The organism is Paracoccus sulfuroxidans (assembly GCF_007830335.1).
GTDB lineage: Bacteria > Pseudomonadota > Alphaproteobacteria > Rhodobacterales > Rhodobacteraceae > Paracoccus > Paracoccus sulfuroxidans.
The window spans coordinates 1-19,776 of record NZ_VLKU01000015.1; the positions used below are offsets into that span (position 1 = coordinate 1).

Below are 19,776 nucleotides of genomic sequence, written 5' to 3' on the forward strand. Positions count from 1 at the left end.
ATCGACATCGTTTCGGGCGGCACCGACAACCACCTCTGCCTCGCCGACCTGCGCCCGAAGGGCGTGACCGGCAAGGCGACCGAGGCGGCTCTGGGTCGCGCGCATATCACCTGCAACAAGAACGGCGTGCCGTTCGACCCGGAAAAGCCCTTCGTGACCTCGGGCATCCGTCTGGGTGCGCCTGCAGGCACCACGCGCGGCTTCAAGGAAGAGGAATTCCGCCAGATCTCGCGCTGGATCGTCGAGGTTGTGGACGGTCTTGCCGCCAATGGCGAAGAGGGCAATGCCGCCGTCGAAGCCAAGGTGAAGGCCGAGGTCGAGGCGCTGTGCGCGAAATTCCCGCTCTACAAGGGCATGTGATCGGGGCACGGCTGGCGGATCACGCCGGCCACCGCCTGCAAGCGAAAAGGCCCGCAGAGATGCGGGCCTTTTTCATGGGCGGCGCTTTTCGTAGGCGGCGCTCAGATCACCCCGCGCCGCACAAGCAGCCACAGCGCGATGGCGCCGAGAATCAGCAGCGCAAAGACCAGCGCCGCACCCAGCCTGCCTCCCTTGCCGGGTTCGAGATCTCGGTTGATCAGCCACCTGTTGTCGCGCTCGAGGCGGCGTTCGCACCGTGCCCTTCTACATCAAGATCGGCACGACCTACACACCATCAACCCGATCGATCTGGCCAACAACCTTGCCGGAGATGAAGGCTGCGTGCCCGGCGAATTCACCTCGGACCGGTTCTATTGGGATGGCCGCGCCATGGTCGCCTTCCCCGATCGGCCGTCTGAATGGGCCGAGTTCGACTTCGGGACCAGGCAATGGGTGGACCTCTATGATCCGGTTCTGGCCCTCGAGGTGGCGCGGGTTAGTGTGAACATGACGCGTACTGCCTTCCTGCTGGCAGCAGTCGCTGCCGAGATTATCCACGAGAGCGACGCCGGTCCCGCCTCGCGCGGGGAGATCCCGCCCTCGCTGGTGCCGGTCTTCGACGGCCTGCCACCCGAGGTCCGCATCGAGGCCGTCGTCTGCTGAGGCGCGGCCACGGTCATCGAGCGAACCAACCCGGTGCTGGCTGCCCTGGCCGAGGCCATGGCGATCAGCGATACGGATCTCGACGCGCTCTTCGGCATCGCCTGGCCGCCTGGCGCACGGACTATAACACCGAACGGCCTCACTCCCGTCTCGGCTGGCAGACACCGGCCCAGTTCGCCCAAACCTTCACACCGCAACGGGGCCTGACGCTGCGCAATCTGCAAAGCTCCGCGCCAGCCCCCGTTGCCCAACCCGCCCAAGTGGGCAAAACTCAAGCCCGGAGTCTCGCTCACGCTGGATAAAAGTCGGGGGCAACGTCACTCCGCGTTGTATAACTTACCATTTTCAAGCATCATATCAGCATCATACGGCATTTCCAGCGCCACAATTCCGGAAAATGCTGCCATTGGCCCGGGATCGTAACTGTTCGTCAGTGCGGCATCCATGCCGGTGACGCGAAAGACCGCATACGGGCCCCTGTCAATGAAATAATCCAGAGGCGTTTCTGTCACGCCGATCTGCTCATCAACATAGATCGCGACCGGGCCACCGCTTGAAGGGCGAAGCACAGCCACTGACGCCCACTCCCCAGATTCAGCATCCCGGACGAGATCGTCAAAGCTATTGAGGCCGTTGCGGAAGACCAAATCTCCCGGCAGCCAGTCCCATGCGGCTTCCTCGATGCTCGCTGAAAATCCCGATGACCCAAGCTCCGGGCCAGCCAGAGAGTTGTCATCTTGCGCCCACGCTGGCGCATACCATGCGATGACCACGGAAGCGGCCAAGATCGTGCGTTTCATGCAGTTCACTGTCGTTCAGGTTCGTTGCGCAGACGGTAGCTTGAGACCGAGTGACCGCAAAGGGCTCTTCGTGCCGATCTGTCGCCCCCGACCGGCGACTATGCGGGACGGAGCGGCCGTTAGGCGTTACGGGAAACGACGCAGTTTTTGTGTGAACCATTGCTGAGGATTTGCGGGACAAAGTTGCTAACGCCAGCACGATGAACGACGATGGCTTTCTGATGAGGGAGGATGCTATGGAAATTTCGCCAGGAAAGAACATCGCCATCAAGGTTCCACTCCACAAATGGGAGGAAACGGTTGCCTTTTATCGCGACAAAGTCGGTTTGACGGTAGCCAAAACTCTGACGAACAGTGTGGGTTTCACTTTTGGGAGCATGACGCTCTGGATTGATCGCGTCGAGCGGCAAAGCCAAGTTGATGTATGGCTTGAGCTCTTCTCAGACGACCCCGACCAAGCGCTGAAAAAGCTGGACAGCCCGAGGCGGGACGAACTGGAACCGCTGGATGATGTCAACGGCCTTTGGACCTCCGACCCGGCTGGCGTCGTCCTGCTTGTCAGGAATGAATAACCGCTTGGATTCTTCGCGTCTGAAATCAACCTAGCCAAAGAGCCGATGAAGGTATCCGTCAGCACGTTAGGAAATCCTTGAGGCGGCCCGATCCTGATAGGCGCGAAAAATTATCGTCGCAAAGCTAGTGCACTTTTGTCGCAAAGCTAGCGACCCGCAACAAACAGCAGTTGGCCAGTCTCCGAAGTAAGGATGGTCCCCGCAAACCCCTTTGGCATATAAAGAAAAAGGCCCCGCGAGGGACCTATTTTCGGGTTTGCAATGTGCAAGTGGCGGAGGGAATGGGTCTGAGATCCAACGTTCTCCAAGTCTGACCCGTCGGCCGCAGCACCGGCACTATCCAGAAAAATTACTTCTGGACAAAGACTTACCCAAAATCCTCCTTGAGGCGATCCATCTGATGCATCCGCTCGTGAAGGATCGTGACGATGCCAATGTCGCCATTTGACAGCCGTCGCCAGTACACGAAATGCCGCTCGTAGCGGAAGAAATACCCCTCCACTCCGAACTCGGCCGGTACGGGTCTCGAAATGACTCCGCGTGTGTCGATCTGCTCGAAGGCGGCGAACAGACCGGTGATGTAGATCTCGGCTTGCGCCTCGCCCCAGCGGTCGCGGGTGTATCGGTAGATCTCGTCGAGGCGCAGTGAGGCCGTCTCCTGGACGCGGATCGCCATGGGCTCAGGTCCGGTTCCGGGCGATCACCTCAGCAGCGGTCAGCGGCTTGTAGCTGTCCTCGGGCGCGGCGAAGGCTCGGTTCAGTTCGGCCTTCAATCGGTCGAATGCCTCGCGCTCCGCACGCTCCTTGTCGCGACGGATCAGGTCGCGGATGTATTCGCTGACGTTCTCATAGGCGCCCTCCTCGCCGACGTTGGTCGCAACGAACTCGCTGAGGGCGCCGCTGACGCGGACGGTCATGGTGGTGGTGCGGGGCATGGCGCTCTCCCTGCTCGGTGTGTATTCAAGATAACCAAAATCGAACACGATACAAGGGTAGCGAGGCCGCGCGGGACGTCCCCCTATCGGCGCGCCCGGTCCTCGGCCTCTTCCACGATCAACCGGTCCGCCAGCGCGAGCAGCGCGATCAGGACGGCATCAGAATGACGCGCGAGCGACACGAGGTGCTCGCCGCTCGGCCCGCGCTCGCCTGCGAACCAGTATTTGACGGTCCGCTCGCTGGCACCTGTCCACCGCATGGCGGACTTGATCGCCCGATGGGTCGATCCGAGCTCCGCATGCAATGCAATGGCTATGGCGGCGCGATAGTCAGCCGGAACGTCCTCGGGGTGCACAACTGTGCCCATCTTCGGCACAACTGTGCCCATCTTCACGCGCATCTTCATGTTTCTCTCCGCTAAATCTTTGGAGAGCCATGAAAACGGCAGAATCCATCTGTTCCCGCTGCGGTCCTGTTTGGCCGCCTGTTGGAACGGACCATTCACTTGAAGGTGGCCGATATGAACTGCGAAACGGGACCGCAGATTATCGAGCGCGTGGGCGGCCGCGCGCCGCAGGCGATCCGCCAATGCGCCGGGCACGGAAAGGAATTGCCCTTTTCCGGAAACGACTTTCCGGCGCTCGCATGTTCGAATGATCGCGGCAGCATGCGCAACGGTCCGGACCATCCCGACCGGATTGCTGCGACGTGAACCGGAGCCGGGCAGATGCGAGGGCGTGAGGCAAGCAGGGAGACTGGCGCCAGCCAATCAGAGCCCGACGTGCCCGCCGTCGCGTACGTCCGGATGTCGACCGATCACCAGAAATACTCGACCGAGAACCAGCTGGACGTCATCCGCAACTACGCTGTCGCCCGCGGCCTGCAAATCCAGCGCGTGTTCGAGGACTCCGGGCGATCCGGCCTGCGGCTCGATGGCCGGGAGGCGCTGCAGAACCTGATGGCCGAGGTGCAATCCGGCCAGGCCGATTTCAAGGCGATCCTCGTCTATGACGTCAGTCGGTGGGGTCGGTTTCAGGACGCTGACGAGGGCGCTTACCACGAACACGTCTGCTCCCGTGCGGGGATCCGGGTCCATTACTGCGGCGAGCAGTTCGAGAACGACGGCAGCATCGGCTCTAACCTCCTGAAGACCGTGAAGCGCGTTATGGCCGGCGAATACAGCCGCGAGCTGTCGGTGAAGGTCTTCGCCGGGCAGTGCCGCCTCGTGGAACTCGGTTATCGCCAGGGCGGCGCGGCTGGATACGGGCTGCGGCGGGTGCTGATCGACGAGCACGGCAACCCGAAGGGCGAACTGTCGCGTGGCGAGCAGAAGAGCCTGCAGACCGACCACGTCATCCTTGTCCCCGGCCCCGAGGAGGAGCAGCGGGTCGTCCAGCGCATGTACGCGATGTTCGTGCGCGAGGGGCGTCCGGAGCGGGAGATCGCGGAGGTTCTGAACGCCGAAGGTCACCGCACCGATCTCGATCGGCCGTGGACCCGGGCGACGGTCCATCAGGTGCTGACCAACGAAAAGTACATCGGGAACAACGTCTTCAACAAGGTGTCCTTCAAGCTGAAGCAGCGTCGGGTGGTAAACCCGCGCGAAATGTGGATCCGGGCCGAGGGCGCCTATCCTGCCATTGTGGACGAGGCGCTGTTCCTGCGCGCCCGGGAGATCGTGGACGCCCGCAGCCGCCATTTCTCAGATGAGGAACTGCTCGACGCCCTGCGCGCGATCCTCAAGCGACAGGGCATGCTGTCGGGGCTGATCATCGATGAGGAGGATGATCTGCCGTCCTCCAGCGCCTATCGCAGCCGCTTCGGCAGCCTGCTGCGCGCCTACCGGCTGATCGGCTACGAGCCGGACCGCGACTACAGCTACATCGAGGTCAACCGCGCCTTGCGGCGGGCCCATCCGCAGGTCGTGGCCGAAATCATCGCTGGCGTCACCCGGCACGGTGGGTCGGCCGTGCAAGACCCCGACACCGATCTGGTTCGCGTCAACGACGAGTTCACTGTGTCGATCGTTCTGGCCCGCTGCACCGCGACGGCGACCGGGTCGCTGCGCTGGCGCATCCGTCTCGACACCGGACTGGTGCCCGACATCACCATCGCTGTGCGCATGGACGAGGTGAACGAGGCGCCGCGCGACTACTACTTGCTGCCCAGCATCGACATGACCTTCGGGAAACTGAAATTCGCCGAGCAAAACGGCCTAGCGCTCGATGCGTACCGGTTCGACACGCTCGATTTCTTCTACGCGCTCGCCTCGCGGGCCAGGATCGCGGAGGTGGCGTGATGCCCGATGACATGGAGCCGACCAGCCAGAAGCACGTGACCCTGATCCCTTGTGACCGGATCAGGATCCTCAACCCCCGCGTTCGCAACCGACGCACCTTCGAGGCGATGGTGGAGAACATCGCACGCATCGGCCTGAAGCGCCCGATCACCGTGGCGCCGCGCGCCGGGACAGATCCGCAGGAGTATGAGCTCGTCTGCGGACAGGGTCGACTTGAGGCCTTCATCGAACTGAAGCAGGACCGGATCCCGGCCATCGTGATCAAGGCCGACGAAAGCGATTGCCTCGTCATGAGCCTCGTCGAGAACTGTGCGCGGCGCCAGCACAACCCCATCGACCTGATGCGCGAGATCGGCGCACTCCGCCAGCGCGGATACAACGACCGCCAGATCGGCGAGAAGATCGGCGTGTCCACCGAGTATGTGAACATGATCGCTGGCCTGTTAGAGAAAGGCGAAGAGCGCCTGGTCTCGGCCGTGGAGACCGGCGTCCTCCCGCTGAATCTGGCCATCCAGATCTCCAAGACGGACGCGAAGGGGGCGCAGAAAGCGCTCATGGACGCCTATACCCAGAACAAGCTGCGGGGCCGGAAGCTGGCGCTCGTGCGCCGCCTGATACAGCAGCGCGAACTGCGCGGCCCGCAAATCCACAGCAACCAACTCGGACGCAAGCCTCCGAAACGGGCGCTCACGAGCGAGGGCCTTGTGCGGGCGTATCAGCAGGAGGCGACGCGCCAGAAGCTGCTTATCAAAAAGGCCGAGCTCACCCAGAGCCGGCTGATGTTCGTGCGCGAGGCGTTCCGGAAGCTCTGCGCGGACGAGCATTTCATGACCCTGCTCAGGGCCGAGGGGCTCGAGACAATGCCCGCCGACCTTGCGCGGCCCGCGACCGACGGGGCCCCGGCATGAAGCGCGAAGCACGCGACACCCCGAAGAGCGTCACACTCGGGTTCGAGGACGACTGCGTCACCCTCCCCATCGACGCGATCCTGCCGCTCCGTGCCCTCGGCAAGTCCGCAAAATCCAGCCGAAAGTATCGGCAGATCGTGGCTTCCATCGCCCAGATCGGGATCGTCGAGCCGCCCGTCGTGGTTCGGAACCCCGACAAGTCCGCCACCTGGTTGCTGCTCGACGGCCATCTTCGGATCGAAGCGCTGAAGGATGCCGACGAACAGGAAGTGGAGTGTCTGGTCTCCACCGACGATGAGGCCTTCACCTACAACCGCCAGGTCAGCCGCCTTGCGCCGATCCAGGAACACAAGATGATCCGCAAGGCGATCGAACGCGGCGTCCCCGAAGAGAAGATCGCGCTCGCCCTCGATCTCAACATGAGCAGCATTCGGCGCAAGGCGCGCCTGTTGGACGGCATCTGCGAAGAAGCCGTCGCAATCCTGAAAGACAAGCCCTGCACGAACGCCGTGTTCGACGCGCTGCGCAAGATGAAGACCATGCGCCAGATCGAGGCTGGGGAGCTTCTTGTCAACGCGAACAACTATTCCGTCGCCTACGTGAACGCGATCCTGGCAGGAACGCCGCAGGCCCAACTGGTCGAGTCGTCCAAGCCCAAGAAGGTGAAGGGCATCACGCCCGAGGCCATGGCGCGCATGGAGCAGGAACTGGCCCGTCTGCAGGAGGGGATCGCCTCGATCCAGGACACCTACGGGCAGGATCACCTGCACCTGACCGTGATCAAGGGCTATGTCGGCAAGTTGCTCGGGAACGCTCGGGTCGTGCGCTACCTGGCGCAGAACCATCCCGAGTTCCTCGGCGAGTTCCAGACGATCACCGAGATCACGCCGGCCGAGGCCGCCGACGCCGAGTAGCCGTTCGTGGCGAATGAAGGGGACCCGGACCCGATAAGCGCGGGGACCGCGGGAGACGCCGGACTGTGGGCCGGATCAAGCGCGGCGGTGGGGATGGCGGCGAACCCGCTCGGAGGCCACCAGGCCGGTTCGAGTTTTCGCCGGCTGCGCGGCCGCGCCTGCGGCTGCGTCTCATTCGGGGCGTGTCGGAGGTCGGGCTACTCCGGCACGCCCTTACGAAGCGAGAGCGTCATCCACCCACTGCAGCGAGAAGGTGTCAACGGTCATCGCCGCATCGCCCTAACAACGACGATACCGCGAACTCATCATCGCCAGTCGAGAAACGTGTAGACGCCTCGTGATGGCTCGCGCTCGCGGTAAGATCCCTCCGTTCCACCATCGAGATGGTGCCAAGCTTTGATCTTGAATCCTGAACTAAGCCTAGTAGCATGAACCCAATGTTTTCTGGAACTTAGAAGTTGTAGTGGGGCTCAGAGCGATGCGCCAGTTAAGATCAACCGGCGCGCGCAATGCGCTGCAAGTGGAGCCGGCGCTCGGCTGGACTTTTCTGTCCCGCGAGGCACTGTCCCGCGCTAAGGCTCAGATGGACGAAGAGTCCATGGGCGTGCGCGACGAGATTGGCTTTCTAACGATTCATCAGCGTTACGCCGACCGCTTCTTTCCGGGCACATCAGTGCTGCATACCCGAGCCCGCTATATTCTTTTTGTGCCTTGGCTGTTCGAGGATTTGGCAGGTTTGACAGGTCCTGCTGCCATGCGTGCAATGCGCGAACGGGAAAGGGAGCTCGCTGGGCGGCTCAAGGACGCTGGAGAATCCCAAGTGATCGGGGGGCGCGTCTTCCCCCAACCTTCGAGCCAGCCGCCGTCAACGGTGTACTGGAATGCGCTCGCGGTCTGGGGAATACTGCGTAGGCGCCTTGATGGGCGGACCATTTCCCGGGCGCAGGCGCATCGGCTGCTTAAGAGCGCTGGAACTGCGATGGATGACGACGGCCAACCGCTCGTCAGTTTCGATCCACCATTCGTGCCACTCCCTAAACGACCGGAGAACTGGAGAAGTGGGCATATCTCCCTTCAGCTTACGACTGAAGAAGCAACTTTCCTGCGCGAGCGGCTTGGCCAGTTGCGGAGCAATGGTGGACACGAGGCCTCACTGCTCGCGCGATTGGTGCGGACTGAGACTGTGGCACCGGACGGAATGTGGGCTACTGAAACCCGGGAGATCGCCGGCCCCGACAAATCCGCACTTGCACGCGCTCATCAGGCTGCACACCTCGCGGGTGTCGGCCGTGCTGTCTACGATGCACTACTGGAACGGATTGTCGAGACCGATGACAAGCGGGAGACTTCGACTCGACATCGCGACCACCTTACTGCCGTCGTCGAAGATCATGGATCGCTTGCAGTAAAACTTGATGTAGGTGCTCTCGAGGCGGACATTGGCGCGCTGCCAACGAAATTGCGGGCTGTACTGACAACTACTAAGGATTGGGTGGCCTCGAAATCACAGAACCCAGCCCCACTCTTCGACGTCTATGCTGCGGCTGAGGCCCGAAAGGGCCCACGCGCACGCCTCGCGGTTACACCCCATGGTCGTGCCCGACGGCTCGAATGGTCGAGCGATGAACATGGTCTTGCGGGGCCGCTCCACTACAGGTGGGAGCAGGTCAGCATGCTTCTCAATGATCTTGCGGGCGCCCAATGAGCGGCGCAGTCGAAAACTGGGCGGCGCTCTCGTTTCTTGAGGGTTTACGTCCCGGTCCCGATGAAAGTGTCGAGTTGGCAATGCTGGCGTCCTATTCGGCAGACCTGGGATCAATCGGCGCTACTTTGCTTGCCCTGGCAGGCAAAGACACAGATGCGGGCCGAGGTAGTCCCTCAGATTTCGCTGACGCGGTCGAGCGACTGCGAGGGAAGGCACGGATTGTCATTCAGCGTGGCCGTCTAGCAAAGATGCGTCGGACACCGCGCATAGCAGCAGTGTTGGACCAATTCGTGCGCGAGGTCGATTTCGATGAAGCCACCCATAGCTGGCACCCCAAGGTAGCTCTCGTTCGAACACGCAACACGACTGGAGAGACTGGCTGGCGGCTTTGGATCGGAAGCCGAAATCTCACCGAAAACGTGAACCGCGACATCGGGTTACTGCTTGTCTCAGGCACCAAGGGCGGCGCACTGATCGCTGGTGCGGATGAGATGGCGCGTGCGCTGGCCGAAAGGGCCGAACTGAAGGGGCTGCGCCCGGCCTCGCTCGCGGCGACGATCGCAAAGGTAGCTTGGCGTTCTCCGGCGGGCGTACGGGTTGAGCGCATTCGCTGGTCTGCCGGAACTGGAGATCAGCCCGTTCCAGTCCCGCCGCCGGATGTCGATGAAGTCATTGTGGTAAGTCCTTTTATAGACAAGAAATTTCTTGCTCGTCAGCTCGTGAAGGGTACAAAACAGTCTAGGCGTGTTTTGCTGACTACGGTACGTGAGATTGAGCGGATTGGTCCGTCACTGGCAGCATTCGACGACTTGCTGGCGCTCGATGCACCTGATTATCCCGTGGGTGATCCGGAGCTTGGGTCCCGGTCCGCCGAGTGGCCATCCGATGTCACTTCGACCGAGGATGAGGAAGAAGAGGTCGGACGCGGCCTCCATGCCAAATTGCTGTTCATGCGAACTGGGCGCAAACGCACCCTGTGGCTGGGAAGCGCGAACGCGACCCTCCGGGCCTGGACTGGACGCAACGCTGAAGCCACGGCCGAACTGGTTGTCACCGAGCCGGTCGAAAGAGGGCTGAAGGCGCTGCTGGGGTCAGCCCGTCTGGTCGACGCGCCCAGCGGCGAGCATTTGCCCGACGCAGCGGTCTTGGAGGAGGAAGCGCTCGAACGGGCGCGCGCGCAGGTGGCGGCGCGATGGTCCGCTTCGCTCAGTATTGATGGCGAGGGGATACGTCTCAGCCATCGTTCCGATCGACATCCCGACGGGCCACATCCTGACGAAGCCGACATCCTGCTGGAAGTCGGCGCTCTTCACGGTGACCTTCTGATCTGGCCGCCACGACAAGCCGAGGTGCATCTTGGGCATGTCGTTCCATCTGACCGAAGCGAGCTCGTGCGCTTGCGTGTCAGCCGCAAGGACAAAGGTCTCTCATGGCTGCAACGAGCACCGGCGGAGCCGCCGTTTGGGGAGGATCGAGACCGTGCCGCGTTCGTGCGCTTTCTTGGTGCTCGAGGGTTTCTTCTTTGGGTGGCCGGATTGCTCGCAAATGACAATACACAGAGCGACGGCGACTGGACAATTGACGAACCGCGGGAACGGACGAGTGAAGAGGAGAAATCAACATTCGACTCCTCGTTGCCAACTTTGGAAGCGATGTTGGCGGCATGGGCCCGCGATCCGGTAAAGTTCCGCGAGATTGAACGGCGGGTCTCTCAGTATCTGCCTGCGGTGCTCGAACAGGCCGAACAGGAAGATATATCAACCGCTGAAATGCTGAGGAGCTTCAAGGAGTTATGGAGCAAGCTCCGAACTGGGCTGGGCTCCACCGAAGTAAAGGGTAGAAGCCGGTGAGCGCGCCCAAGCCGTTCCAGGAAGCTGCAGTCAATGCGGCGCTCGCGGCCTTCGGAGATCATAATGGGCGTCGGCGATTTCTGGTGGCGGATGAAGTCGGTCTCGGAAAAACAGTGGTAGCGAAGGAATTGGCTCGCCGCATGTCGGAGGATGGTCGGGCGCCCCTGGTCATTTACTATATAGCCAACGGTCATGCGGTTTCGCACCAAAACAAGAGCCGAGTTGTTGACTTCCTTAAGGATTATTCACGTAAAGCCGCCATCGCAACACCAGATCGGCTCTCGCTAATTGCAGTCGCGAGACGGCCGGACAGTCCCGTCCTTGTCTACGCACTGACCCCCGCAACGTCCTTTCCCGGGGGGCGGGTACGTCTTACTGGAGGACGCAAGGAAGAACGAGCATTCCTGAAGGTTTTGCTCGAGCAGAGCTATCCTGCTTTTGTACGTAATCTCGATCCGGACATATTGCAGTTGAGCGCGCGTGGGTCATGGGAGTGGGCCATCAAGGATGCGGAGCACAAGTTCGCGGCGTCGCCGCCCCATTTGCGGAAGAGGTTTCGCGAGGCCCTTGCGGCTGAGTTCGGCGAGCCCGTCCGCACGATGCTCGATCTGGCTGTGTATGGCGACGCGGCCCGAAAAATTAAGCCGCTTAAGCCTACCACCTTCGTTGGCCGCCTCAGGCGCGCCCTTGCACTGGCAACGCTTCGCCATCAGCCGCCCGATTTAGTCATTCTCGATGAATTTCAGCGCTACCGGCAAATTCTTGACGAAAAGGACGCAGACCCGCTTCTTAAGGCTCTTCTGGAACCTGAACATTTGGTTGTCCCGCCGGCAGTCTTGCTGCTTAGCGCTACGCCATATCGGCTATTAAGCACACGATGGGAAGAGGCGCGCGGTGCGCTTGCTCACTCGCAACTTCTAGAACTGATCGAATTTCTTGCCGGCGCCGATGTTCGAGAACGTGCGAAGGTGCTTTTTGCCGACTTCGGTGACAAGTTACGTGATATTGCGGCGCATGCAGATGCGAGTAGTCCCGAGTTGGCGGCTGAAGTCGCCCAAGCGGCCAGACTTAGAGATGAGCTCCGCGGCCTTCTGACGCCAGTCATGTCGCGCACTGAGCGGGACAGTGTGGCGTCGGCCGATCCACTCGCCGCGACGCAATTTCTCGATGCGGACCCGTTGCCAGAGGATTTTCGGGTCTATCGACATCTCGTCGAGAGCTTTGCAGACCAGATGCGCTACGAGGCGCTGCCATATTGGTCGTCCGTTCCGATGCCTGCCCAATCGCTTGGTCCACGCTATGCAGCATGGAAGCGCGCCAAATTCAGGGCAGCACCGAAGCTCACTAAGATGACCCGGGAGCGCCGCAACAAACTCAACGCGCCTACGACATGGCCTGACGCGAAGCTTCGCGCTCTGAACAGCGTGGCTTCTCCCAAGGAGCTTTCGCTCCCGTGGGTCGCCCCGTCACTACCTTGGTGGCCACTATCCGGCGGCTGGAAGGGTTCGGGAGCCGATCCCAAGCTCCTGATGTTCAGCCGCTTTCGCGCAACGCCCCCTAGCGTGGCGGCGCTTCTGAGCTTTGGCGTCGAGGCGCACTGTCTTCCCAAGAATCACGGCGGGTACGAGAAGGCTTATAAGCGCCGTCGTTTCAAGTTGGGGGCCGAGCCGGGGCCAGTGATGGCCGCATTCCATCCGTCGCCATGGCTAATCCGGAACACGAACCCGCTTGCGAAAGCCGGAGCGACGCTCGGCGCTGTACGCAAAGAGGTTCGGCGACAAATTCTCGCCGCACTCCCCAAGGGCATCATTGAACGCGACACCGTGAAGGCCCGCAGGCGGCACAGATCGATTGCCCGGATTCTGTCGTCGATAGAACGGACAGCAGGTGTTGTCGAACAATCCGCCTCAGGCTGGGGCAGCGCAATCGGTGATGATCGTGCCGCGAAGTCTGCGGTTCGAAAATGGCGCCAGGCGCAGCCGATTGAGCGGCTTTCACCTGTCGAGCTTTCTGATCTTGTGGATTATGCGATCGGGGCGCCCGGCGTCGCGCTAGGACGGGCATTGCTACGGCATGATCCGTCAATCCTTGATCCGAAACGCTATCCCGAGTTGGTCCAGCTCTGTTGGCAGGGATTGCGCGCCTACCTCGATAACCCGGTGATCCTGTCATCGCTGCCGGGGAAGAGCGCAGTCGAGCAAGTCATGGGCGCCGTGGTCGATGGCGGCTTCGAAAGCGTCCTGGACGAGCATTTCTGGTTGCGATCGCAAAATCTCCAAGAGGGCGCAGCTGGTCTCGCCAAGGACCTTCAATCGTCGCTCGGACTACGAGCAGGCACCTTTAGCTTTCATGCAATAGGAGGTGCGCCACATAAGATCCCGGTGCGCTGCCACGTCGCCGTGCCGTTCGGCGACGCCGAGACCCAACCCGACGTCAAGGTGGACGGCGGCGTGGGGCAAGCCGCTCCTGTCCGACCCGATGAGGTTCGGCGCAGCTTCAACACACCCTTTTGGCCACATGTGCTGGCAACAACATCGGTTGGTCAGGAGGGTCTCGATTTTCATCCCTGGTGCGCGCACGTGGTTCATTGGGATCTTTCGTCAAACCCTCTCGATATCGAACAACGAGAGGGTCGCATCCAACGCTATGCTGGTTTAGCCGTCAGACGCAGACTCGCGGTAGATTTGCGTGGTGACGTGCTGAAAGATCGTACTGCGGCACACCATTCCCCTTGGCATTGCGTAGAATTTCACGCTGAGCGTCTGGTCGATGCGAGCGGCCTTCGCCCCTGGTGGGTGTACGATGGTGCCGAAATTCGTCGTCACGTCTTCGAGCGCCCGTTTGGACGGGACATCGTCCGCTTCGCCCAACTTCGAGAACAGCGCATGATCTATAGGTTGGCTCTCGGACAGCCCAATCAGGAGGACTTCATCGACGTGCTTTCACGAGGTGGGGCGACTACCCGCGCTTTGCTGCAACCGTTAATTCTTGACCTGTCTGCGATGGGGCTTCGGCAACGGCCTATGCCATGTGGCAATGAGCTAGAATGCTCTAAGTCATGCAAGAAATGAGCTTGCGATCAGAGTGTGCATGCTCTGGCTTGGTCCCTGATGACGCCGTAGTCGGCGAGCATCTCGACGATGGCGGACATCTCTGGAAGTAACCCGAGTTCCTCAGCCGCGCGCGCTTGGACATCGTTGGGATACTCTAACACGGGCGGGCAGACGGTCGCGATGCCGGGCTCAGAAGCGACCGTCGCGCAGCCGCTCAGCAAGCTCGTCGCGATCGCGAGGACGGCGACCTGCCGCTTCCAGCATCCGGCGTTGGACATCATTAGCCTTCTCGTAAGCGCGACCTCGTTACCCTACGCTGCGAGGCTTGACGGCTGATTGAAACGCCAAGGCATGAGGTCCTCGATCCGGGACTTTGGATGGCCGTCGAGGATAGAGCGAAGCGTGTTGGCGATATAGTCGACCGGGTTCACGCCGGACATCTTGCAGGTGGCGATCAGCGAGGCCAGCATCGCCCAGTTTTCGGCGCCGATCTCATTGCCGGCAAAAAGTGCGTTCTTTCTGGTAAGGGCTATGGGGCGGATCTGATTTTCAACAGGGTTGGTGTCCAGTTCGAGCGTGCCATCGTCGAGGAAGCGGATCAGGCCGGACCAATGTGCCAGCGTGTAGCGAATATCCTCGGCGAGTTGGGACTTCTGCGGAATGTGGGAGAGCTTGGCCTCCAGCCACGGTTTGAGTGCTGCGATGATCGGGGCGGCGTGCTCACGCCGCGCGGTCAGACGTAGCGCAGGCTCCTTGCCCCGAACCATCTTTTCGACCTGATAGAGCAGCGCAATCTGGCGCAGCATCTCCTGGGCAATGGGTGAGCGGTCGTTCTCGAAGCGCTTCACGAAGCGACGGCGGACGTGGGTCCAGCAATAGACCAACTGCCACGGGCCGCTGTCGCGCGGGATCTCGGGCATCGCGTTGTAAGCCTGATAGGCATCGCATTGCAGGAACCGACCGCGGTATCCGGCAAGGAATTTCAGCGGATGCTCTTGGCCCCGGCCTGGGTGCTGGTCCGCGATCAGTATGACGACGGCGGCATCTCCGGCGGCACGCTGGAATGGCCCGGACTTAAGCGGCTGCTTGAAGACATCGAGGACGGGCTGGTCGACGTGGTGGTGGTCTACAAGATCGACCGCCTGTCGCGCTCGCTCGCCGACTTCGCCAAGCTGGTCGAGGTGTTCGACCGGAACGGCGTGACTTTCGTTTCGGTCACGCAGTCCTTCAACACCACCACTTCCATGGGGCGGCTGACGCTGAACATCCTGCTCAGCTTCGCCCAGTTCGAGCGGGAGGTGACAGCCGAACGCATCCGCGACAAGGTCGCCGCCAGTCGGAAGAAGGGCATGTGGATGGGCGGGGTGCCGCCCTACGGCTATCGGGTCGAGAACCGGAAGCTGGTGGTCGACGAAGAAACCGCCGTGCATGTGCGCTGGATCTTCGCCCGCTTCATCGAGATCGGGTCCTGCACGGAACTGGCGCGGGAGGTTGGCGCGCGCGGAATTCGGACGCCGCGCGGCAACCGAATCGACAAGAAATACATCTACCGGATGCTCAGCAACCGCGCCTACATCGGTGAGGCGGTCCACAAGGGCGACAGTTATCCCGGCGAGCACGACGCGATCATCGACCGCGAGACGTGGGACCGTGTCCACGCCATCCTGCAGGAGAGTCCCCGGAAGCGCGCTGCTCGAACCCGCGCTGACACGCCCGCGCTGCTGAAGGGGCTACTCTTCGGTCCCGATGGCGCCGCCTTCTCGCCAACCCACACCCGCAAGGGTAACAGGCTATACCGTTATTATGTCAGCCAGACGGTGCTGAAACATGGTGCTGGATCGTGCCCGGTCGGCCGCGTGCCCGCGGGCGATATCGAGGCGGCGGTGATCGACCAGCTTCGCGCCGTCTTTCGCCAGCCCGAAATCGTGGCGGGCACGTTGAGAGCGGGTCGAACACAGGACGAGGAGATCACCGAGGCTGACACACGGGCAGCGCTTCAGCAGCTCGACCCGCTGTGGGACGAACTTTTCCCCGCCGAACAGGAACGCATCGTGGCGCTGCTGGTCGAGCGCGTGGACATCGGCACGGATGGGCTCAACGTCCGCCTTCGTATGGACGGCCTTGGAGGGCTCGCGCGTGAGATGCTGTCTGGCAGCATCGGAGAAGCCGCATGACCCGCGGGATGACGATCCCCGAGACCGTGACGATCCACGTTCCGTTCCGTGTCATAAAGCGCGGCGGCCGTAAGGAAATGGTGTGGCCGAGCAACATGCCTGATGGAGCGCCGCTACCACGAAAACCCAACGCTGCACTGGTTAAGGCACTAGCGCGCGCCTTTCGGTGGCAGCGCATGCTCGAAAGCGGTCAGTTCACCACCATGTCCGAGCTCGCAAACCGAGAAAATATTGCACCAACATACATGACACGGGTGATGCGCCTAAGTCTTCTCTCGCCCGCTATGGTCGATACCATCTTGGATGGCCGCCTGTCACACACCGTGACCTTGGCTGATCTCTTAAGGCACGTCCCTGCCGAGTGGGACGTGCAAGAAACACGATACTGCATCACCGGCTAAGTGTCGCAGGCCGATGGGTCCACCTGGTCGATGAGCACGACCAGCACGACCAGCTCCAGGTCCCCGGTTATCTACAGGCAGCGGCCGTGTTGAGCTCTCGCATCAATCGACCGCTTGCCCTTCGATGACATCTGTTGTCTAATCTTATCAAACAACACCGTTTTTCCACTCCATCAATGGTGACCGTATGGACGCATCCGACAAATGGCTGACCATTGATGAGCTCGCCTCCTACCTAAAGTTGAGCCGGACCAAGCTGTACGGAATGGCTCAACGCGGCGAGCTGCCTGCTTCCAAGATCGGCAACCAGTGGCGGTTCAATCGCGAAGAAATCGACCAGTGGATGAAATCGAACGCGAGTGGAAAAGCAGGGTCGGACACATGAATTACGCAAATGTCGACATGGAACATGATACGTTGAATACCAAAGAAATAATCGATCACATATTCAAGGATCCGAGTACAGTCTACGAGCTTACTGAGTTCGAAAACTTGGGAAAACCAGTTCACGAAATCGTATCAATATATCCAAAAACCACCTCTACCGGTCGGGATGCCGGAAAGGTAAAGTATTTCTTGAAGAGCTTTATTCCATTCTCATCTGGAAATGAAGAAGTGCAGGTCTTTGTTGAGGGTGGAAAGTCCGCTCCCGAGGAAATAATCCGCCAATTATGGGTTTATAAGCTCATAAACCAATACGGATACAAGAAAGACGAGATTGATCTTGAGGCCAGCGTCCAGTTCGGAGTGGAGGTGGGCACGAAGGCGGCAGACATTATCGTCTACACTGACAATGCCAAGGATACCCCGAAGATCATTGTTGAATGCAAGAAGCCGAAGCGCAAAGACGGCATCGAGCAGCTGAAGAGCTATATGAATGCCAAGGGAGCACCCGTTGCCGTTTGGTCCAATGGCAGCGACAGCATAATTCTATATCGTCCTTATCCGAAGAACTTCGATGACACGCTTTTCGATATTCCAAAGCGGGGCCAAGAGCCCAAGGATGTTCTTGAGGCAAAGAAAACGCTTCTTCAGCTAAAGCGAGATTTTAACTTCAAGAAGATCATCCAGGACCTTGAGGAGCTGGTTCTGGCCGACAGCGGCAAGGACGAGTTCAATGAGATATTCAAACTGATATTTGCCAAGATCTGGGACGAAAAAGAAGCGCTGGAGAACCGCAGGGACAAGACCGTGGAGTTCAGCAAGGCGCTCGATCCGGACATCACCTTCGATCGGATCAATGGCCTGTTCAAAAAGGCTTGTGAGGAGTGGCCTGGTATCTTCAAGGAGAACGAAGATATCGAACTGGCGAAGCGCCATCTGCAAGTGTGTGTCGGCCCGATCGAGGGCGTCCGGCTGATGGGCTCGAATCTCCGGATCATGGACGATGCCTTCGAGTATCTATTGCCAACGGAGGCGAAGAAGAAGAAGGGGCAGTTTTTTACGCCGCGGCACGTCGTCGAAATGTGCGTTCGGATGCTGAACCCCACGCAGAAAGAGTACGTCATGGACCCGTCCTGTGGGTCGGGCGGCTTTCTTCTGCATGCGATGGAGTGGTGCTACCCGGCGGATGACAACGACAAGCGGGAGCTTCGCAAGCATAAATACGCTGCGAAATATCTCTGAGGCATCGACTTCGAAGCCCGCGCAGCCAAGACGTCCCGCGCGCTGATGCTGATTGCCGGCGACGGACATACCAACATCTTCGGACCGGACGTCAGCAGCCTTGACCCGCGAACCTGGTACGAGAACAGCTCGGGACAGGCGCTCATGCATGGCCTGAGGCAGGCGAAGTTGACGGCCGCCAAAATTCCCGAGCAGGAGACGCTCAAGGACGATGACCGAGCGTGGGAGTATTTCGACGAGCTGAAGTTTGACGTGGTCCTGGCCAATCCCCCGTTCGCGGGGGAGATGAAGGACCGCAAGATGCTGGCGCGCTACGAGCTAGCCAAGCCCGCTCTGAAGCGGGCCGGGTCCGACAAAGCCGCCAAGGAAGAGCGCGACGTGCTCTTCATCGAGCGCATCCTGAAGATGCTGCGCCCGGGCGGTCGTGCCGCGATCGTTCTGCCCCAGGGCAAGTTCAACAACTCCTCGCTGGCCTTCATCCGCGAGTGGATCCTGAAGAAGGCGCGCCTGCTGGCTGTCGTCGGGCTGCACCCGAACACCTTCAAGCCGCACACCGGGACCAAGACGTCGGTCCTGTTCATCCAGAAGTACACGGACGAGCAGCTCGCCGACATCGCCCGCGTCCACGACGACGTGGCGAAGGACTGCCCGGCGTACGAAACTGAAATCGAAGCTCTGCTGGACGCGCACAAAGGGGATGTGCCTGAAGACGCGATCCCCGACGCCGTGGCCGATCTGATCAGTGAGACATTCAGCGAGCCGGAGCTTGATGAACCTGCCGCCGAGGATGGCGAAGGCGAAGATGGCGAGGAGACCCCCGAGCCGCCCAGCGAGGAGGACCGGATCGCCGCGGCGGAGGACAAGGTCGACACGCTTAGGAGCGAGCTGGTCGGTGTGAAGCAGAAGCTCATCGACCTCGACAGCGACGTCGAGGCGCTGGAATGGCAGCAGAAGACCGAGATCGATGCGATTGGCGACACGTTCGCCGGAACCGCGCGCGAGCTTTCCGCGCATCTGAAAACGATCAAGACCGAGCACAAGGAGGCCGTGAAGGCCCTCAAGGCAAAGCAAAAGGAGACCGCGAAGCGGCTGAAGGCGGAGATCAAGCGGCTGGAAAAGGCGATCCCCGAGGCGGAGCGTGACCTGAAGCTCCTGACAAGCCGGGGTAAGCTGGAGCTGGTGCTGGGCGACGACGACCTGATCGGCACGCTGAAGGAGCGATGGATCGCCGCCGAGGTGGCCAAGCGGCTGGATTATCCGATCTTCATGGCGGTTAGCGAGCGGGGCGGCAAGAACAACTCTGGCGACTATGAGTTCATGCTGGATGCCGAAGGGCACATGATCGAGGACGCAAGCGGCCAACCCAAGATTGACCAGGACCTTGTGAACTATGACCTGACGGCGAGTGATCTGGCTGATGTCGCCAACATTCCAGATGACGAACTTTGTGTGGCTGAGGCGTTTGTCCGCTTTGCCCGCGATCAGGGTCTACATTTCTGGAGTGCTGAGTAATGG

21 protein-coding genes and 1 pseudogene are annotated in these 19,776 nt (G+C 60.7%); 16 read left to right on the forward strand and 6 right to left on the reverse strand.

Annotation, left to right across the window (positions count from 1 at the left end):
• From glyA to IQ24_RS20535, 3 genes and pseudogenes are all read left to right on the forward strand, one after another.
• Positions 1 to 360, forward strand: a pseudogene (gene glyA, locus IQ24_RS18370) (serine hydroxymethyltransferase); the annotation flags it as partial.
• A gap of 342 nt (positions 361 to 702) precedes the next feature.
• Positions 703 to 1,023: a hypothetical protein gene (locus IQ24_RS18375; RefSeq protein WP_145399744.1), complete on the forward strand. Its 321-nt coding sequence runs from the start codon at positions 703 to 705 to the stop codon at positions 1,021 to 1,023.
• Positions 1,020 to 1,325, forward strand: coding sequence for an integrase core domain-containing protein (locus IQ24_RS20535; RefSeq protein ID WP_277872917.1), 306 nt, complete (start codon positions 1,020 to 1,022; stop codon positions 1,323 to 1,325). Before IQ24_RS18375 ends, IQ24_RS20535 begins: the two co-directional genes overlap by 4 nt.
• A 15-nt stretch (positions 1,326 to 1,340) precedes the next feature.
• Here the strand turns inward: IQ24_RS20535 and IQ24_RS18385 are convergent, their stop codons facing one another.
• On the reverse strand, positions 1,341 to 1,823 hold the full coding sequence (locus IQ24_RS18385; protein WP_145399746.1) for a hypothetical protein: 483 nt from the start codon (positions 1,821 to 1,823) through the stop codon (positions 1,341 to 1,343).
• A 200-nt stretch (positions 1,824 to 2,023) separates the two neighbouring features.
• Between IQ24_RS18385 and IQ24_RS18390 the strand changes: the two genes are divergently transcribed.
• A complete protein-coding gene (locus tag IQ24_RS18390) occupies positions 2,024 to 2,395 on the forward strand; it encodes a hypothetical protein (protein ID WP_242008332.1) in 372 nt (123 codons plus the stop codon).
• A 367-nt stretch (positions 2,396 to 2,762) separates the two neighbouring features.
• Here the strand turns inward: IQ24_RS18390 and IQ24_RS18395 are convergent, their stop codons facing one another.
• From IQ24_RS18395 to IQ24_RS18405, 3 genes are all read right to left on the reverse strand, one after another.
• Positions 2,763 to 3,071 carry a type II toxin-antitoxin system RelE/ParE family toxin gene (locus tag IQ24_RS18395; protein ID WP_145399749.1) on the reverse strand — a complete coding sequence of 103 codons (309 nt, stop codon included), beginning with the start codon at positions 3,069 to 3,071 and terminating at the stop codon, positions 2,763 to 2,765.
• Positions 3,072 to 3,075: 4 nt separating this feature from the next.
• Positions 3,076 to 3,330 (reverse strand): ribbon-helix-helix domain-containing protein, encoded by a 255-nt coding sequence (locus IQ24_RS18400; protein ID WP_145399750.1) that lies wholly within the window; start codon positions 3,328 to 3,330, stop codon positions 3,076 to 3,078.
• An 83-nt stretch (positions 3,331 to 3,413) separates the two neighbouring features.
• Entirely contained in the window at positions 3,414 to 3,737 is a 324-nt protein-coding gene (locus tag IQ24_RS18405; RefSeq protein ID WP_145399752.1) for an XRE family transcriptional regulator, read from the reverse strand.
• A 105-nt stretch (positions 3,738 to 3,842) separates the two neighbouring features.
• On the opposite strand from IQ24_RS18405, the gene IQ24_RS18410 reads away from it, so the two are divergent.
• The 7 genes from IQ24_RS18410 to IQ24_RS18440 all read left to right on the forward strand — a co-directional run bounded on the left by IQ24_RS18410 (position 3,843) and on the right by IQ24_RS18440 (position 14,078).
• Positions 3,843 to 4,043, forward strand: a complete 201-nt coding sequence (locus tag IQ24_RS18410) for a hypothetical protein (protein ID WP_242008340.1) — start codon at positions 3,843 to 3,845, stop codon at positions 4,041 to 4,043.
• A 15-nt stretch (positions 4,044 to 4,058) separates the two neighbouring features.
• Complete coding sequence (locus IQ24_RS18415) at positions 4,059 to 5,630, forward strand: recombinase family protein (RefSeq protein ID WP_145399756.1); 1,572 nt, start codon at positions 4,059 to 4,061, stop codon at positions 5,628 to 5,630.
• Positions 5,630 to 6,538: a plasmid partitioning protein RepB C-terminal domain-containing protein gene (locus IQ24_RS18420; RefSeq protein WP_145399758.1), complete on the forward strand. Its 909-nt coding sequence runs from the start codon at positions 5,630 to 5,632 to the stop codon at positions 6,536 to 6,538. The genes IQ24_RS18415 and IQ24_RS18420 overlap by 1 nt, the downstream gene beginning before the upstream one ends.
• The gene (locus IQ24_RS18425) at positions 6,535 to 7,452 is read left to right on the forward strand and encodes a plasmid partitioning protein RepB C-terminal domain-containing protein (RefSeq protein ID WP_145399761.1); all 918 of its coding nucleotides are present in this window, start codon (positions 6,535 to 6,537) and stop codon (positions 7,450 to 7,452) included. Before IQ24_RS18420 ends, IQ24_RS18425 begins: the two co-directional genes overlap by 4 nt.
• 478 nt (positions 7,453 to 7,930) lie before the next feature.
• Positions 7,931 to 9,157, forward strand: a complete 1,227-nt coding sequence (locus IQ24_RS18430; protein WP_145399763.1) for a DUF6361 family protein — start codon at positions 7,931 to 7,933, stop codon at positions 9,155 to 9,157.
• Positions 9,154 to 11,007 carry a phospholipase D family protein gene (locus IQ24_RS18435; protein WP_145399765.1) on the forward strand — a complete coding sequence of 618 codons (1,854 nt, stop codon included), beginning with the start codon at positions 9,154 to 9,156 and terminating at the stop codon, positions 11,005 to 11,007. Before IQ24_RS18430 ends, IQ24_RS18435 begins: the two co-directional genes overlap by 4 nt.
• A complete protein-coding gene (locus IQ24_RS18440; RefSeq protein ID WP_145399767.1) occupies positions 11,004 to 14,078 on the forward strand; it encodes a helicase-related protein in 3,075 nt (1,024 codons plus the stop codon). The genes IQ24_RS18435 and IQ24_RS18440 overlap by 4 nt, the downstream gene beginning before the upstream one ends.
• A gap of 8 nt (positions 14,079 to 14,086) precedes the next feature.
• On the opposite strand, the gene IQ24_RS18445 is transcribed toward IQ24_RS18440, so the two are convergent.
• On the reverse strand, positions 14,087 to 14,338 hold the full coding sequence (locus IQ24_RS18445; RefSeq protein WP_199756646.1) for a hypothetical protein: 252 nt from the start codon (positions 14,336 to 14,338) through the stop codon (positions 14,087 to 14,089).
• A gap of 33 nt (positions 14,339 to 14,371) precedes the next feature.
• Positions 14,372 to 15,091, reverse strand: a complete 720-nt coding sequence (gene tnpC, locus IQ24_RS18450; protein ID WP_338419484.1) for an IS66 family transposase — start codon at positions 15,089 to 15,091, stop codon at positions 14,372 to 14,374.
• On the opposite strand from tnpC, the gene IQ24_RS18455 reads away from it, so the two are divergent.
• The 5 genes from IQ24_RS18455 (at position 15,050) to IQ24_RS20315 (ending at position 19,773) form a co-directional block, all read left to right on the forward strand.
• Complete coding sequence (locus IQ24_RS18455; RefSeq protein WP_242008342.1) at positions 15,050 to 16,234, forward strand: recombinase family protein; 1,185 nt, start codon at positions 15,050 to 15,052, stop codon at positions 16,232 to 16,234. The two genes, tnpC and IQ24_RS18455, sit on opposite strands and share 42 nt — an antisense overlap.
• Positions 16,235 to 16,242: 8 nt before the next feature.
• Positions 16,243 to 16,635 (forward strand): hypothetical protein, encoded by a 393-nt coding sequence (locus IQ24_RS18460; protein WP_338419483.1) that lies wholly within the window; start codon positions 16,243 to 16,245, stop codon positions 16,633 to 16,635.
• A 187-nt stretch (positions 16,636 to 16,822) separates the two neighbouring features.
• Positions 16,823 to 17,020, forward strand: coding sequence for a helix-turn-helix domain-containing protein (locus IQ24_RS18465; RefSeq protein WP_145399771.1), 198 nt, complete (start codon positions 16,823 to 16,825; stop codon positions 17,018 to 17,020).
• Positions 16,975 to 18,261, forward strand: coding sequence for a type I restriction enzyme HsdR N-terminal domain-containing protein (locus tag IQ24_RS20310; RefSeq protein ID WP_199756642.1), 1,287 nt, complete (start codon positions 16,975 to 16,977; stop codon positions 18,259 to 18,261). The genes IQ24_RS18465 and IQ24_RS20310 overlap by 46 nt, the downstream gene beginning before the upstream one ends.
• A 45-nt stretch (positions 18,262 to 18,306) precedes the next feature.
• Positions 18,307 to 19,773, forward strand: a complete 1,467-nt coding sequence (locus tag IQ24_RS20315) for an N-6 DNA methylase (protein WP_199756643.1) — start codon at positions 18,307 to 18,309, stop codon at positions 19,771 to 19,773.
• Positions 19,774 to 19,776: the final 3 nt, after the last annotated feature.

Coding starts and splice junctions, on each gene's coding strand:
- IQ24_RS18435 (WP_145399765.1), top strand. CDS start 9,154: ATGAGCGGCGCAGTCGAAAACTGGGCGGCGCTCTCGTTTCTTGAGGGT.
- IQ24_RS18460 (WP_338419483.1), top strand. CDS start 16,243: ATGACGATCCCCGAGACCGTGACGATCCACGTTCCGTTCCGTGTCATA.
- IQ24_RS18415 (WP_145399756.1), top strand. CDS start 4,059: ATGCGAGGGCGTGAGGCAAGCAGGGAGACTGGCGCCAGCCAATCAGAG.
- IQ24_RS18405 (WP_145399752.1), bottom strand. CDS start 3,737: ATGAAGATGCGCGTGAAGATGGGCACAGTTGTGCCGAAGATGGGCACA.
- IQ24_RS18455 (WP_242008342.1), top strand. CDS start 15,050: ATGCTCTTGGCCCCGGCCTGGGTGCTGGTCCGCGATCAGTATGACGAC.
- IQ24_RS18420 (WP_145399758.1), top strand. CDS start 5,630: ATGCCCGATGACATGGAGCCGACCAGCCAGAAGCACGTGACCCTGATC.
- IQ24_RS18385 (WP_145399746.1), bottom strand. CDS start 1,823: ATGAAACGCACGATCTTGGCCGCTTCCGTGGTCATCGCATGGTATGCG.
- IQ24_RS18465 (WP_145399771.1), top strand. CDS start 16,823: ATGGACGCATCCGACAAATGGCTGACCATTGATGAGCTCGCCTCCTAC.
- IQ24_RS18400 (WP_145399750.1), bottom strand. CDS start 3,330: ATGCCCCGCACCACCACCATGACCGTCCGCGTCAGCGGCGCCCTCAGC.
- IQ24_RS18430 (WP_145399763.1), top strand. CDS start 7,931: ATGCGCCAGTTAAGATCAACCGGCGCGCGCAATGCGCTGCAAGTGGAG.
- IQ24_RS18425 (WP_145399761.1), top strand. CDS start 6,535: ATGAAGCGCGAAGCACGCGACACCCCGAAGAGCGTCACACTCGGGTTC.
- IQ24_RS20315 (WP_199756643.1), top strand. CDS start 18,307: ATGCTGATTGCCGGCGACGGACATACCAACATCTTCGGACCGGACGTC.
- IQ24_RS18445 (WP_199756646.1), bottom strand. CDS start 14,338: ATGTCCAACGCCGGATGCTGGAAGCGGCAGGTCGCCGTCCTCGCGATC.
- IQ24_RS18390 (WP_242008332.1), top strand. CDS start 2,024: ATGAACGACGATGGCTTTCTGATGAGGGAGGATGCTATGGAAATTTCG.
- IQ24_RS18395 (WP_145399749.1), bottom strand. CDS start 3,071: ATGGCGATCCGCGTCCAGGAGACGGCCTCACTGCGCCTCGACGAGATC.